Below are 15,011 nucleotides of genomic sequence, written 5' to 3' on the forward strand. Positions count from 1 at the left end.
CGAAAAGGAAAATGATAAAGTTCATAGGTGGTCAGACCACCTTTTTCTATTAAACAATAATATAAATATTGGTTTTAGTAAAGTAGGTTATTGTAATATGACATTTGCCCTACCCAGAATTTGGTGCAATTCCCCGAGAGCCTCTTTAGACGGGGTCACACGTAAATGATCAGGAAGTTGGACACTTTTTTTATCACGTTCATAATAGACAATCACATTTGTCTGTCCGTTAAACCGTTTAATGGCTTGGTGAATTTTCTGCATACACTTGTCTCCGTCCTGGCCACTTTCAATCTTTAAATAAAGAGTTTGCTTCTTTTCTTTTACTCTCGATTGCACGTCTTCCATCGTTTCCAATTGATTCACAATGACCTGTTGCTTATCATTTCGGTTCTCTACGTTGCCCCCGAATAGGAGGATGTTCCCTTCTTTCAAATGTGGCATGTTGTGCTTGTACACATTTGGGAACACCACAGCTTCGATTTCTCCGCTTTCATCCCCGATCTCAAGGAACGCCATCACTTCCCCTTTTTTGGTCCGGATTGATTTCACTGCTGTAATATAACCGCCGAATGTGAGTTTCGTACCCTTCTTTAGATCAGCAATTTGCGGTAAACCAAGATCAGTGTACAGGGAACGATAAGATGAAACCGGGTGATCAGATAAATAAAGGCCCAGCACCTGCTTCTCGAACTGAAGCTTCATATCGATGGTCATCGCTTCTACTTCCATATATTTCGGCTTTAACAGGAATGCCTCTTCTTCATGGAACAAATCAGGATCACCTTCAGGATTGACGAGTTCCGCATGCTGAGCGGCTACATCCAAGCTTGCAAGCAATGTGGCCCGATCGACGTCAAACTCATCAAATGCTCCAGCTAAGACTAGATTTTCAAGAATCTTACGGTTAATCGTTTTAGAAGACACTCTCATGCAAAAATCAAACAAATCCTGAAACGGTTTTTCTTTTCTCGCCCGGATGATTTCCTTCAGAGCTGCTGCTCCGATTCCCTTGATTGCTCCTAAGCTAAATCGGATCCGGTCCTTCCCTTCTACCGTAAAGACAAACTGGCTCGTATTAATCGATGGAGGAAGAATCTCTATGTCATACAGCTTTGCTTCCCGGATGTATTGAGCCACCTTCGTCTCATTCCCTACCACCGAGGTTAAGAGGGACGATAAGAAAAAGGCAGGATAGTGGGCTTTTAAATAAGCCAGCTGATAAGCGATCATACTATAGGCAACCGCATGCGAGCGATTAAATCCATAATCTGCGAATCTCACAATCAGGTCATAAGTCGTATGAGCGACGTCTTCGTTATAGCCTTTCCCGATTGCACCGGAAACAAAATGCTCCCTCTCTTGATCAAGAACATCTTTTTTCTTCTTGGACACGGCTCTTCGTAACAAATCTGCTTCTCCGAGAGAGAAGCCAGCCATTTTCGAAGCAATTTGCATGATTTGTTCCTGATAGACAATCACCCCGTACGTCATTTCGAGAATCGGTTTCAAATCTGGCAGGGGATAGTCTACCTTTTCCACACCATGCTTTCGTTTGATATATGTGGGGATGTTCTCCATCGGGCCGGGGCGATACAAGGCATTGACAGCCACGATGTCTTCAAAGGAACTGGGCTTTAGACGCTTTAACACATTACGCATTCCTTCCGATTCAAGCTGGAAGATCCCATTCGTTTGTCCCTTGCTTAATAACTCAAATGTTTCGGAATCATTCATGGGAATCGAATCTAGGGTGAATGATTGACCGGTTCCTATTTGAACGTTCTTCACGATTCTCTCCAGTATACTCAGATTGCGAAGACCCAGGAAATCCATCTTTAACAGGCCAATTTCTTCTAGAATATCCATGGAGAATTGAGTCAGGTGGATTCCGGAAGCACTGCCCTGAATCGGCACCCACTGGACTAACGGTGCTTCACTCATCACGACTCCCGCCGCATGAGTGGACGTATGTCTCGGTAGTCCCTCTAATGTACAAGCTGTCTCAAATAGCTTCTTATAATGATCGGAGCCCGTCACAAATTCACGAAAGCCCTTCGACTGCTCATAGGCTTCCTTCAACGTGATCCCCAGCTGATTGGGCACAAGCTTAGAGAGTTGCTCCTGCTCTTTCATATTCAGGCCGAATACACGTCCTGTATCTCGGAGTGCGGCCTTCGCTGCAAATGTACCGAACGTAATGATCTGGGCTACGTGGAGGCTTCCATATTTCCCTTCCACATATTCGATCACTTCATCCCGCCTGTGATCAGGAAAATCAATATCAATATCGGGCATCGTCACCCGGTCAGGATTCAGAAATCGTTCGAACAGCAGCTGATGCTCGATTGGATCCACATCCGTTATGTTCAAGGCGTAGGATACCAATGATCCTGCTGCCGATCCCCTTCCTGGTCCAGTCAGGATCTTCTGTTCTTTCGCATACTTCATGAAATCCCAGACAATCAGGAAATAATCACTGAACCCCATTTTCCCAATAACCTCAAGTTCATAATCCAACCGTTCGATGTACTCATCAGAGATCGTTTCCACTCTTTCACTTAGTCCCTTTTCACTGAGATGGGTCAGTTTTTGAAGAGCTGACTCTCCCGCGGGCAAAGGATACTTCGGCAGGAGCTGCTGGTGGAACGGGATATCAACATGACATTTTTCTGCTAGTTTCATCGTATTTTCAAGTGCTGAGACGTGGTCAGAAAATAACTCCACCATCTGATCCTTCGTCTTGAAGTAATATTCCTGTGATTCAAGCACGTCACGATCATCTTCCGACAGCTTCCCCCCGTCCCGGATCGCTCCCATGCATTCATGAGCAAAATGATCCTCCTGGTCGAGATACTGCACATCGTTGGTCGCAACCATTTCCGTACCTGTTTCTTCTGCCAGCGCGGTTATCAATGGAATGAGTTTGTCTTCTGACGGGAGACCATGCTTTTGCAAGCTTACATAAAAGGAATCCCTGCCAAACATCTGTTGAAAACTGTGGATGCATTCCTTCGCTTGCTCCTGTTCACCATTCAGTAGCAGACTCTCAACCTCTCCCTTGACGCCGGGAGTGATGGCAATCAATCCTTCGCTATAGGATTGCAGCCATTTCGACGGTATCCCATCTTTCGACTTCGCCCCGATCGCACTCGAGATCTTCAGGAGATTTTGATAGCCCGTTTGGTTTTTCACAAGCAGAACCAGGGGATGGGAAGGCCCTTCGTTGTCTGATGCTATATCTGCAGTCAACCCGATAATCGGCTTGATCCCTTCTTTTAAACACGCCTTATAAAAAGGTATGGCGGCATACATCATATTTTTATCGGTTAAAGCAAGTGCTTTATACCCTGAATTCTTCGCTTTATGTACAAGTCCATTTATCGATATCGTGCTAGACAAGAGACTGTAGGCACTCGCTATTTGTAAATGAACAAATGACATGTTATGCACAACCTTTTTCTCAATATACTTTTATTATAGGAAAGAAACCGAAAAAAAGAAAATATGTTCTCCCTCATATCTTGTCCCCGAATCCCATATAGTTATCGTAAAGACACGTAATAGATGGAGATGATTGAATTGGCAGAAGCTTTCTTTCCGGAACTATTCAAAAGCTTCTTTATCGCTATGGGGGTACTGCTCGGGGGATCACTCCTCGGCGGGTTAGCCTCGTTCGCCATGGGGCAGCCTTTATTCATTGAAATGAGACGACTATCCGATTTCCTGCGCATCTGGGCCATTATCGCGGCGATCGGCGGCACATTCGACACGGTCTACAGCTTTGAAAAAGGCTTTCTTAATGGAGAAACAAAAGAACTGTTCAAACAATTCCTATGGATCCTTTCTGCTCTCGGAGGAGCCAACACCGCTGCCATGATCATTACCTGGCTGACACAGGAGCATATGCCGTCATGAGGATCCCTCCCTTTTACCGGCTCCCCTCCTGGCAGCGTTTCTTTGCCGGAATGGTCGTAGGAGGCATCATCAGCTGGATGATCTTCTTATTCATGTTCGGTACCATGCATGAAAAGCAGGCCCAAAAGATAGAAGAACAGAAAAACGACATTAGCAAACTAAAACACACCCTCTCCTATCTACAGGAAGAATACAAACAATTAAACAACGAGAATGAAGACGAGCTCACCATTCAAGAAGTGAAAGTGAAGATCATCAACACGACAAAAACTAAAGTGGAATTACTCAGTATACACGAAACCGAAGACCGGCTGAGCGAGGACTTGCGGAGCCTTCTGACCAAGGACTTAGAGACAGTGTACGGAAATAAGGAACTCATTAAGAAGATTATTGAAAACAAAACGGTCAAATTACATGATAGAAACTTTCAATTGAAAGTTCGGGAGATGTACTTTTTTACGACTACGCAGATTACGTTGGAGTTGGAGTATGAGGATGATTAGCATTGATGGATGAACCTGTTAGAGAGGCGTTAGTGCCTTTAATAACAGGTTCATTTTTGTTCAATTAATTCATTTTTCCGGAAAAATTGGGACTTCCACTGAGTAAAGTCATATTTTTTCGGACGAACCTCTATTTGACAGGTGTTTGGGGTTACTTCTCTTACCCTTTCATCGTGATTGCGTCGTTTTTCACCACTATTGCGTCAGAATTTATTTTATTGCGTCATTATTTTAATTATTGCGTCAAAACGGACCATATTTGCGTCGATTTTATTGATTATTGCGTCAATATCCATAATATGCCATTGTTCAACAGCATGACATTCATCTATTTTCCAGTACATGCTCATTAGTATAAAAAATACATATATACTGGTGTTAATCCACTTGAAAAATAATTCCATCTTACATAAAAAAATGAGAATAAACCTAAAAACCATTCGTTGTACTATATGAAAAGGCCTTTCAACCATATAAGGAGCGAAGTAAATGAATAGTTCACCGACCAACTTCATCACCAGGTTAAAAAAGAAAAAAGAGGACGCATTGGAATATATTATCGATGCTTACATGCCACTTGTGAAAACCATTGCCACGAAGATTTTACACAATGGGAACCATCTGGACATTGATGAATGCATTAATGATGTATTCCTGATCGTCTGGCAGAACTCACATCAATTTAAGGGTGAGGCAGAGGATTTCAAAAAATGGATCGGGATGATTACCAAGTACAAGGCAATCGACCGGTACCGACAGGCTGAAAAACGCAACACCCGTGAACAAATGAACGAATCCCTCCTTCAGAAAGAAAGTTCTATGGAAACCGATATTTCTGTATTGAGACAGGAAGAAAAAAACGAATTATTAGCAGCGATCAGCCAGCTTGAGGTTGAAGGATAGACTTTTATAGGGGATTTATTTATATTTCATTAACCCAGTACCGAATTTCCCTTCCCACTCTCTCTGGACAATCCCAATGTACGTTATGTTTCGTATCCTCGATACCGACAACATTCACTCTTCTGATCGTACTCTTCAGTTTCTCGATTCCTTTCTGACGTGAACGGTCTGAGACGGGAATAGTCGCATGAAAGAATAATACAGGGCAAGCAATCGAATGATATATTGTTGAACTTGGTTCATGATAAAATGCTTTAATCGTTGCCAAAAGACTTTTCCTGTCTGCTTTCAACTGATAATGGTCATCCACTTTTGCAAAGTTTGAAGAGATGATCTCTTCAAGCTGCTGATTCCACGGCCTTGTCGTATACTCCTCGTATGTGTTCACCACTTCATTCCAGGCACCATACCTGCTCGAATCTATGTAGTCCTCCCAATCCGAAAGAGCCTTTTCTTTTGTATACCCCACAACCATTTCAGGAAATACATACCCTCCGTCTATTAAAATAAGCCCCTTCATTTGATTCGGGTATTGCTTGGCGATATGCAATGACAGGTCGGCTCCCCAGGAATGTCCCAGTACATATACTGGTTCAGTCGTTAGTCTGCTGATGACTCCCATTATACGTTTGGAAAGTGAGGAAAACAGATAATCCTTCTCATGGGGAAGGGGCCCGGTTTCTCCGTGTCCAGGAAGATCCAGTAGAATGATATGAAAATCGTTACACAAATGCTTGGTAAGTTCTACAAAACTGTTGGAGTCCCCTGTCATGCCGTGCAGACATACAAGTAAGGGCAAGTATTTGTCACCGATTTCATAGGTTCTAAAGGAATAGTTGTCTACTGTTATTGTTAATTCCTTCATTTCCACCTCTCCTCTTTCATTGATTGTTTCTCTAACCAGTTTTCAATAACACCTACTATTGATATAAATCCCTTCTCGTCAAACGGCGAAGCAATTCCACTAATGTCCAGCAACTCTAAAAACGATTTACTTCCTCCCAACTCACAAAGCTTCATGTACATTTCCCAAGCCTTTCCTTCATCCACTTGTGCAATTGCCCATAGCTGCAATGCACACAATTGTGCAACAGCATAATCAATATAATAAAACGGAAGGGTAAAAAGATGTACTTGTTGTTGCCAATAAGCCCCTCTTTTTAAAAATGGATGGTCATACGAATACTTATAAGGCATATATTTCTGTTCAATCTCAGACCATATTTCTTTTCTTACAGAGGGAGATACACCAGGATTCTTGTAAACGAAATATTGAAATTCATCAATGGCCGCTCTACAGGGCATGGAAAAGATTGCATCTTCAAGATGAGAATATCTATATTTATCAGCATCATCTCCAATGAAATCATCCAAATAGGACCATATAAAAAATTCCATTGCTATGGAGGTGATCTCACACGCTTCCTTTGTAGGGACGATGTATTCCGGAATCGAGTGATGCTCCTTAAAGTGAGACATTTGGAATGCATGACCAAACTCATGACTTAACACTTTGATATCTTTTCTTGTACCGTTCAAACTAGCAAAAATGTAAGGCTGTTTAACATTACACAAATAAGTGGAATATGCTCCTCTCATCTTCCCTTCCTTATGCGTTAAATCCATTAGATTTCTTTCAGTCAACGACGTGTACAATTTTCCTGCATCTAAGGATAGTTCATTTAACACTTTTCCAAAGTGAGAGACAATCCATTCACTATTGCCATTAAGAACTGCATCTCCAGAAAGGGATCGAATGTCTTCGTCATAATAAGTTAACTTTTCAATGCCTAGTCTGATTCTCTGCTCTTCTCTCATTTTTTCGGAAAAGGGAACGAGATATGTTTTTAAGAAATCACGGAACGAGTCAACATCCGCTTGGCCATAATCCACCCTTGAAAGTCTCGCATATCCAAGCTCTACAAAAGAGGAGTATCCCAACGTGTTGGCAATACGCGTTCGTACTTGTACCAAAGCATCGAAAATCTCATCAACCTTATTTTCAACCCTGCTTAAAAGCTCATACTTTCTTTCTCCAGCCTGTTTTCGAATTTGTCGGTCATTAGAGAACAAAAAAGCATCTAATTGGGAAAGGGTTCTTTCAACACCTTCAAATTCAATCTTGGATTGGGCCATCAACTTTGTATATTCACTGACTAAATCATTTTCTACCCTTAGATCTACAATCACTTCTGTACTGATTGTATGGTGGTTGACGCTAGCCAGTTTCAATAACTGGTCACCGTATTTGATATTAATATCCTTTTTAAAAGGGGACTCCAAAAGGTGTTCATAATAAGAAGCCACTATTTTTTCATAGATTGGCCAGACTCGGTTAATGTAGCTTTGCTCTTCTTGATACTGAGTATCAGCAGTGTCCAAATGACTTCTTATTTGTGCGATGGTCAGCATTGTTAAAACATCGTTTCGAAGAGTATTGATTTGATCGATTAATTCCGATTGTTCTATGAAATTATCAGCCGTTCGAAAATTTTCTAAAAGTACAGCAATCCTTTCTTCGAACTCTTCCATGTTAGGTCTCTCATAGATAAGATTGTTAAACTTCATCCTACTCCCCCTCACTACTTCTACATAATAGTAGGGAAAAACTTCATAGATTAATAGTCTTATAATTCTTACTATTGGGTGTTATAATAACAATATAAGGAAATAGACCTTCCGTATCTTATTCGCATAAATCATATAATATCCCTAATCTCTTCCATCTGTTTCTCCAAAGCAATTCTCCTCCTCCTCAATTCTGCCTCCTCTTTTTGAAGTGTATCCAAATGAATGTTTAGCTGATCAAACACCTTATTCACTAATTCTTTATCCCCGCAAGAATATGCATCCTTTAGGCTGAAAATCAGTTGAATTTCGCTCAGTGATAAACCATATTCCTTTAGCTCCCTGACCACTTGAAAATCCAAAACTTCCTTCTCACTATATTCTTTATAATGCTTATTCCACTTTGGAGTAATTAAATTTAGTTCCTCGTAATGCCTAACTGTATCCTTGGTCGTCTGAAGTAAGGTTACGAACTCTCCAATTTTCATCTATGTTCACCTCTTTTTGAAAAAAAACTTTGACGTGGGGTTAACCCCGTATATTTTAATTAGTTTATCAAATTTATACTGGAGGAAGAAAATGACTACAACCTTCTTGATTGGGACCACTCTTGCGGTTATCTACGGTGGATTATCTATGATAAGCGGAGCTATAGAATTAAAGACTAGAAACATCCCTACTTCGTCAGCAATTGTAATGATATTAGGAGCCGGAGGGGTATTGTGTTCACTTTATCTCATTCACCTCAATACAAAATATGTACTCGCTTTGATATTCTGTTTTCTTTTAATGCACATTACGGCTATAGTGAATGGCTATCATCTAAACGGAAAAATTAACAGGGGACATCATTTGATTCGTTTTTCGATTTCCCTCGTTATTTTCGCACTGTTACTTTAAGTGTATATTTCATTAAATTGTTCTCCATCAGGGGTTCACACTTTCTATAAATTATTGGCAACAGGGCTTTTCCAATACACAATAAAACCGTTCCACCTCTGGATAATTCTCACCTAAACCCGTAATCTCAGCAGTAATAAAAGATGGGGAATGATAAATTCGAGCATTTTCATTTCCTATGCCCTCGCTGCGATGGGTTGGCATTACGGCTATATGTTTTAATTCACACCGTTCATCATCCAGGAATTCAATCCCTAAACATCCAACAAAAATTATGCCCCACCGTAAACCTATTTAATTTTCGTACTATGAAGTGAATGTACAACTCATATTCCGGTTCGATTTTTCAGTGACCTCATAAGACAATAATGCCTTGATAGTAGGATGGATCGTTTTTGTTTTTACTTCCTCCATAAATAGGCTCATCCCCCATACTCAAATCCATGAAGCGCTTCCTGCAATGCGAACTTGCTCTTATAAAAGGTCATTCTTTCAAATACTTGATGCTCGCGCGGTGCAACTCCAGACATTTCCTGACGGAAGGTTCACCGTAACTAGATAACAATCCAGCAAAGTCATAGCCAGTGTCCCCTACTTCCGTTTCACCAAAATCGATAATCCTGGAGATACTTTGATAGCGTTTTAAGATTAGTCTTTGAGTAATAAAGAATTTACTTCTGAATCCTACGAAGCACTCTACTTTTTCCAGTTCATCAATGATGAAAAAGAAAAATGAAAATCTGATAAAATCGAAACAACGCTCCGATGAACAGAGCCCCTAAAGAAGCCATTAGTATGTACCTGAATTTGAATAGCCACTGGTATTTATATTCTTTAGGATCCTTCCACTTGTGAATATCTTTTTTCACAGTGTAAAAGAATAATAGTATTAGCGGCAAAACGATTAGTATGATGATACCTAGAAAGAAAATCTGATTATAATGCGTCATGAATGATTCCGGCAGAAAAGTTTTCAACAATTCCCCTAACGCGACAAAAAGCAAGATCACGAGCATGACATTGGATGTAAAAACAGCAGAGAGTTCTCTCCCATTCTTAATGCCCCTTATGATGAAAAATGGAATTAAAAAAAGGAGCCCAATCACTGCCAATGCGTAAAAATATGTACTTCCAGACATGGAATCCCTCCTTATTTACTTAGCTAACAAAAAACTGAGACATTCAGGCAACATAGGATAAACCGAAAATAACCTGACAGCATATGCAAGGGTTTCACCGGTAACGATATAAATTCCACGATGACAACTCCCTTATTTATCCAAAGATATTATAGCATTAAAAAAAGGAACATTTCGTATTTTTGAAATGTTCCTTAAACAATGATTCTAAAATGGAGACAACGCTACCTTCTCAACACTGATTTCCGCTCGATCCCACGAAGCCAAGCTGTTAACACTACAGCTCCTGCGACCATAATCGCACCGATCCACGGTGTATGAATCAAGCCGATTCCATCTACAATGATTCCACCTACAAAGGAACCAATCGCAATTCCGACATTAAATGCGGCAATATTCAGGGCAGATGCAACATTGACTGCTGATGGGACATATTTTTCAGCCAGGTTGACTACGAGAACCTGCAGCCCTGGTACGTTCATGAAAGCGAATAATCCCATTAGGAAGATCACGATGAGACCTGCCACTTTGAATGGTGCTGCGAATGTAAGAGCTAATAGAATGATGGCCTGCAGAACAAACATCCAGAATAGCGCTTTTAACGGACTCTTGTCGGATGCTTTCCCTCCGACGACATTTCCGATGGCAACGGCTATTCCGTATACGAGAAGGATGATACTCACCCATTTCGCGCTGAATCCCGTCACATCCTGCAGTAAAGGTGTTAAATAAGTGAATGCGACGAATGTACCACCGTACCCTAGGGCTGTAATAGCAAAAGCTAAGAGTAATCGGCCGTTGGTAAGAATCTTCAACTGGTCGCTAAATTTAGCAGGCGGTGATTCTTTTAAATTTTTCGGTACAAGGATTGAGCTTGCAATGATGCCCACGACACCGAGTAAGGCGACTCCCCAGAATGTAGCTCTCCATCCGAATGCCTGCCCTATAAAGGTTCCAAGAGGGACTCCTGTAACAGTCGCAACTGTTAATCCTGTAAACATAAAGGCAATTGCGCTGGCCCGCTTATGGGCAGGTACTAGATCCGCTGCAATCGTCGATCCGATTGAAAAGAAAATACCGTGGGAGAATGCTGTGATAAAACGTGCAACAAGCAATAGTCCAAAGCTTGTGGACATGGCCGCAACCGAGTTTCCTACAATGAATAACAGCATCAAGGACATAAGAAGCGATTTTCTGCTCATCTTACTGGTCAATGCCGTCAACACTGGTGCCCCTATGGCCACTCCAACGGCATAACCTGAAATCAATAATCCTGCTAGTGTGATTGATATCGATAAATCATCGGCAATCGATGATAATAATCCAACAGGTACAAATTCTGTCGTTCCTATTCCAAAGGCACTGATGGCAAGGGCAAGTAACGCCGGTGTGCCGCCTTTTGTCTTTGACTGATGTATAGTAGCTGAAGTTGAACTCATAACGTAACTTCCTCCTAAAATTTTTTAATTGGTATGAGAAAACGAAGGCGCCTTTGGTTTCTCTGTACACATGATAATGGGTACAAATATTTATTGTAAGTACGCACTTTAAAGTCATATAGGTACTTTTTTGTAACCTAGGGACTTGTGAGTTCCTATATACCTTTCAAACCTCTTTTGCTAAATCTAATAGGTACTGTTTGAAAAGCTAAACTGAATTATGAGGGAGATTTAACTTTTTGAGAAGAACGCACTTTGAAGTGACATAAGCACCTGGAAGTTCCTATGACTGTGACTGGGAAGAGAATGCAAGCTCTTCTCTAGTCAAATGAAAAGGAACTGGTTACACTAAAGGGGAATGATGTTAAAGAGGAGAGTACATAATGAAAGCACTCGTATTTGAAAAGTTCGGTGGACCGGATGTCCTCCATTATCAAGAGATTGATTCTCCCCAAATGGGACCGGATGAAGTTATCGTAGAAATGAAAGCAATCGGCCTGAATTTCGCAGATGTTTATAGAAGAAAAGGAAATTATCACTTAGCAGGAGATCCACCGTACATATGCGGGTATGAAGGAGCTGGGATCGTCAAGCGTGTTGGAGCAAACGTGAAAGGAATCGACGTAGGGGACCGCATCGCTTTTGCCGATGTCCCTTATGCGAATGCTGAACTTGTGGCTGTGCCTAAGGAAAAAGCAATCCCCCTGCCTGATGATATATCGTATGAAACGGCTGCATCCCTCTTGTTACAAGGTCTGACTGCACATTACTTAACGAAAGACAGCTATAGCATCAAGAGCGGGGATACCGTTTTAGTCCATGCAGCTGCGGGCGGAGTGGGACAACTCCTCGTCCAAATCATTAAGATATTGGGCGGCACAGTTATTGGGTTAACTTCTTCGGAAGAAAAAAGACAGGCAGCGTTGGCTGTTGGAGCCGACCATATGTTTTTATACAGTGAAGACTGGAAACAGAGCGTGCAGGATGTGACAAATGGCAACGGCGTGGACGTGGTATATGAGTCAGTCGGTTCGACTCTGATGGAAAGTTTTGAATCTACTCGCATCGGTGGGACGGTCGTATTCTTCGGTATGGCGGGAGGCGATCCTGTTTCAGTTGATCCAAGAATGCTGATGGACACCTCGAAAACTTTGACCGGTGGCGACCTTTGGAATGTGTTGACGTCTCACGAAGAACGAGTGACCCGCTCCCACGAATTATTCGGGTGGATCCAAGAAGGAAAGTTAAAGGTTTCTGAACCGATGGTCTTTCCTTTAAGCGAGGGTGCGAAAGCACATGAATATTTGGAAAGTAGAAAAAGTACCGGTAAGATTTTATTGACTTTGTAGACGAAATTGATGAGACCCTGTCCCTACATATTCGGAGGGACAGGGTCTCTTGTTAAATTATTTAACTTTTTGCGTTCTATATATCTTGAGATAATCGAATCATATCGCGACACTGGATGCCATTTTCAACGATTTCTTCCGGGTAATGCCTGATGAAAAAGTCCAAATCCACCCCAACGATTCTGAATCCACACTTTTGATAAAGGGCTAACTGCCCGATTCCAGCGTTCCCTGTCCCCACTTCAATGGTCTTGTATCCATTTGACCTTGCCACCTTAATGGCGTCCATCACCAGCTGTTTACCTATCCCATTGCCGTGCAGTTCTTCTGCAACAGCCACATTGACCAACTCGACGGTTTCAGGTCTGGTTGCAAGTAAGACGTACACACCAACGATTTTGTGATCCAGCTCCGCGACAAAACATTCTCCCCTCGCGACGTATTCCTTTACAATTCTCTCTGAAGGATCTGCCAGGAGAAGCAATTCCATTGGAAGAACTTCATCCTTGTTTAGTTTTCTAATAAACATTTCCTACCTCCACTGAATCCCAAAAGATTTTCAAGCATAACTTATTCTGATCATCACATTAAGAAAAAAATATTCATCTAGGCATATCACCTTTACTAACCTGAAATAAATAGTATACTGAAATTATTCTTCATCTTGAAGAAAGTGGTTTAAGGTAGGACCCCTTAATGTAAATCGAAAAATTCCTTATTTGTAGCGGCTTACCAGTGTTGTTGGTAAGCTATTTTTTTATGTATATAGACCTATTTTGGGGAGCTGCGGAACATTACCTCGCAGCTTGGTAAATGTCTTTAAACCCCTATTCAATAAATCAGGAATTCAGCTGAAACATATTGCGTTGTATCCTCGACTTTATCATGATGATTCTGAAATACACCCACCCCGTTCTTAATCTTCAAATTCTCTCTACTTTTGCCAAGCTGTTCTTTTGTAAATGTGGCGATATATTCTTAGTTGTTAATTGGAAACAATCATCTGAAGCTGTTATGCCTTCATCAATGCAAATAAGCGTTTGGCCATCCCATAAACGTCCTCAATCGTGAGTGTTGCCTCTTCTGGTAATCCAGTCTTTCCCTTACTTCCTCCATGAAAAAGTGAAGAAAGGTAAATTAATTAGATTAATTCACTAATTCCCAAACGCGGCCATCTTCCATCCGGATGATCATTCCTAGAAAACCAAAGGTTCTAAAGGTCATTTGTTCTCCTGTATCATACTCATAATTCCTCTCGTATGAAGAAAAAAATCCAACGTTTCTAAAGTGTCCGGATCGTCCCCAGATTGCTTGATCATTTTTCATACAATCTTTAACCCCTCCATCTTCTGTACATACAATGTCATTTTCATCCATCATCCATTGTTCCATTTCTTCACTGGTTGGAGAAGTATAATCCATTACAGCAAATAATATGATGAATACAATGATTCCTGAAACAAATATTCTCTTTTTTGACAACACACCATTCCACCTTTAATGAGCTTACACTTTTTGTTTAATCAATCGAATACATTCCTCTGCCGATGACTTTGTTGTATCCACCGTCACATCATAATTCATTCCTTCGTGCACAATAGTAGCCTGTGATACAGCCATTCCTTCAATACGGTCTCCTCGTTCTTTCTCACGGGCAGCAGCTACGGCCGGATCACAGAAGACACCGACCCACAGCACCTGCATTCCTTCCAAGGCAATCTCCCAGCTTTCACGGCTTTTCACTCCGCCTAAGAAAACATCGTCGATGATGATCCGTGCACCTCTTCGTGCCATCTCTCCGATACCGTGCATCCACGCAGATTCCAACGCTCGGAATTCAGAGCCTGGATTAACCGAACCATCCTCATCCAGTGTAATGCCGCTTTCTTTCTTAAACATGGCTACAGGCATAGCCTCAATTAGATCATCAATGCCCAATCGCAACCATGACTCAGGCAGAGAATTCTGGAGACATCTTACGAGCGTTGTTTTGCCGGAGCTTGATCCGCCGTTTAGGATAATGATATTAGTCATAGTGATAGTCTCGCTTTCTTTTATTGAAAACCATGATTCCTATTCCTTTTACATTAAAAAGTCGGTCTCATTCGTCAGATTTAGTTTAATTAATTCTTTTTCTACCCGAAATTAATCGAATTCATTTAGAAATGGTTGCAGTTTCAGCTAAAAGTGCACCAAAGCCAATCTTAATGGAGGTTCCCTATGGTCTATGAGAGTCGATTAATCCTCTCACAGTATTTATGAGCCACATCTTCATTTTATAAGCCGTTTGTC

The 15,011-nt window shown here is 41.4% G+C and carries 14 protein-coding genes; 5 read left to right on the forward strand and 9 right to left on the reverse strand.

Annotated features, from left to right (window positions below; all coding sequences use genetic code 11):
* Positions 1–87: 87 nt before the first annotated feature.
* A complete protein-coding gene (gene dnaE, locus FGG79_RS11460; RefSeq protein ID WP_138778392.1) occupies positions 88–3,444 on the reverse strand; it encodes a DNA polymerase III subunit alpha in 3,357 nt (1,118 codons plus the stop codon).
* 138 nt (positions 3,445–3,582) lie between these two features.
* Between dnaE and ytrH the strand changes: the two genes are divergently transcribed.
* The 3 genes from ytrH to FGG79_RS11475 all read left to right on the forward strand — a co-directional run bounded on the left by ytrH (position 3,583) and on the right by FGG79_RS11475 (position 5,324).
* Positions 3,583–3,918 carry a sporulation membrane protein YtrH gene (ytrH, locus tag FGG79_RS11465; RefSeq protein ID WP_034756917.1) on the forward strand — a complete coding sequence of 112 codons (336 nt, stop codon included), beginning with the start codon at positions 3,583–3,585 and terminating at the stop codon, positions 3,916–3,918.
* Positions 3,915–4,421 (forward strand): sporulation membrane protein YtrI, encoded by a 507-nt coding sequence (ytrI, locus tag FGG79_RS11470; protein ID WP_138778396.1) that lies wholly within the window; start codon positions 3,915–3,917, stop codon positions 4,419–4,421. The genes ytrH and ytrI overlap by 4 nt, the downstream gene beginning before the upstream one ends.
* A 489-nt stretch (positions 4,422–4,910) precedes the next feature.
* Positions 4,911–5,324: a sigma-70 family RNA polymerase sigma factor gene (locus tag FGG79_RS11475; RefSeq protein ID WP_138778398.1), complete on the forward strand. Its 414-nt coding sequence runs from the start codon at positions 4,911–4,913 to the stop codon at positions 5,322–5,324.
* Positions 5,325–5,343: 19 nt separating this feature from the next.
* Here the strand turns inward: FGG79_RS11475 and FGG79_RS11480 are convergent, their stop codons facing one another.
* The 3 genes from FGG79_RS11480 to FGG79_RS11490 all read right to left on the reverse strand — a co-directional run bounded on the left by FGG79_RS11480 (position 5,344) and on the right by FGG79_RS11490 (position 8,380).
* On the reverse strand, positions 5,344–6,189 hold the full coding sequence (locus FGG79_RS11480) for an alpha/beta fold hydrolase (protein ID WP_138778400.1): 846 nt from the start codon (positions 6,187–6,189) through the stop codon (positions 5,344–5,346).
* On the reverse strand, positions 6,186–7,892 hold the full coding sequence (locus FGG79_RS11485) for a M3 family oligoendopeptidase (protein ID WP_138778402.1): 1,707 nt from the start codon (positions 7,890–7,892) through the stop codon (positions 6,186–6,188). The genes FGG79_RS11480 and FGG79_RS11485 overlap by 4 nt, the downstream gene beginning before the upstream one ends.
* Before the next feature lie 131 nt (positions 7,893–8,023).
* Positions 8,024–8,380 carry a MerR family transcriptional regulator gene (locus FGG79_RS11490; RefSeq protein WP_138778404.1) on the reverse strand — a complete coding sequence of 119 codons (357 nt, stop codon included), beginning with the start codon at positions 8,378–8,380 and terminating at the stop codon, positions 8,024–8,026.
* Between the two features lie 91 nt (positions 8,381–8,471).
* Here FGG79_RS11490 and FGG79_RS11495 point away from each other — a divergent pair, with 91 nt between their 5' ends.
* Entirely contained in the window at positions 8,472–8,792 is a 321-nt protein-coding gene (locus FGG79_RS11495; RefSeq protein WP_138778406.1) for a hypothetical protein, read from the forward strand.
* 713 nt (positions 8,793–9,505) lie between these two features.
* Here the strand turns inward: FGG79_RS11495 and FGG79_RS11505 are convergent.
* Entirely contained in the window at positions 9,506–9,931 is a 426-nt protein-coding gene (locus FGG79_RS11505; protein WP_138778408.1) for a hypothetical protein, read from the reverse strand.
* Positions 9,932–10,155: 224 nt separating this feature from the next.
* Positions 10,156–11,370 (reverse strand): MFS transporter, encoded by a 1,215-nt coding sequence (locus tag FGG79_RS11510; protein ID WP_138778410.1) that lies wholly within the window; start codon positions 11,368–11,370, stop codon positions 10,156–10,158.
* 383 nt (positions 11,371–11,753) lie between these two features.
* Between FGG79_RS11510 and FGG79_RS11515 the strand changes: the two genes are divergently transcribed.
* The gene (locus FGG79_RS11515; protein ID WP_138778412.1) at positions 11,754–12,719 is read left to right on the forward strand and encodes a quinone oxidoreductase family protein; all 966 of its coding nucleotides are present in this window, start codon (positions 11,754–11,756) and stop codon (positions 12,717–12,719) included.
* 76 nt (positions 12,720–12,795) lie between these two features.
* Here the strand turns inward: FGG79_RS11515 and FGG79_RS11520 are convergent, their stop codons facing one another.
* The 3 genes from FGG79_RS11520 to cpt form a co-directional block, all read right to left on the reverse strand.
* Positions 12,796–13,248: a GNAT family N-acetyltransferase gene (locus tag FGG79_RS11520; protein ID WP_138778414.1), complete on the reverse strand. Its 453-nt coding sequence runs from the start codon at positions 13,246–13,248 to the stop codon at positions 12,796–12,798.
* A 617-nt stretch (positions 13,249–13,865) separates the two neighbouring features.
* Positions 13,866–14,204 (reverse strand): hypothetical protein, encoded by a 339-nt coding sequence (locus FGG79_RS11525; RefSeq protein WP_138778416.1) that lies wholly within the window; start codon positions 14,202–14,204, stop codon positions 13,866–13,868.
* Positions 14,205–14,225: 21 nt separating this feature from the next.
* Positions 14,226–14,753 carry a chloramphenicol phosphotransferase CPT gene (cpt, locus tag FGG79_RS11530; RefSeq protein ID WP_138778418.1) on the reverse strand — a complete coding sequence of 176 codons (528 nt, stop codon included), beginning with the start codon at positions 14,751–14,753 and terminating at the stop codon, positions 14,226–14,228.
* Positions 14,754–15,011: the final 258 nt, after the last annotated feature.

The sequence above is a fragment of the Bacillus sp. BHET2 genome, from assembly GCF_005938125.1.
Taxonomy (GTDB): Bacteria; Bacillota; Bacilli; order Bacillales; family Bacillaceae_B; genus Rossellomorea.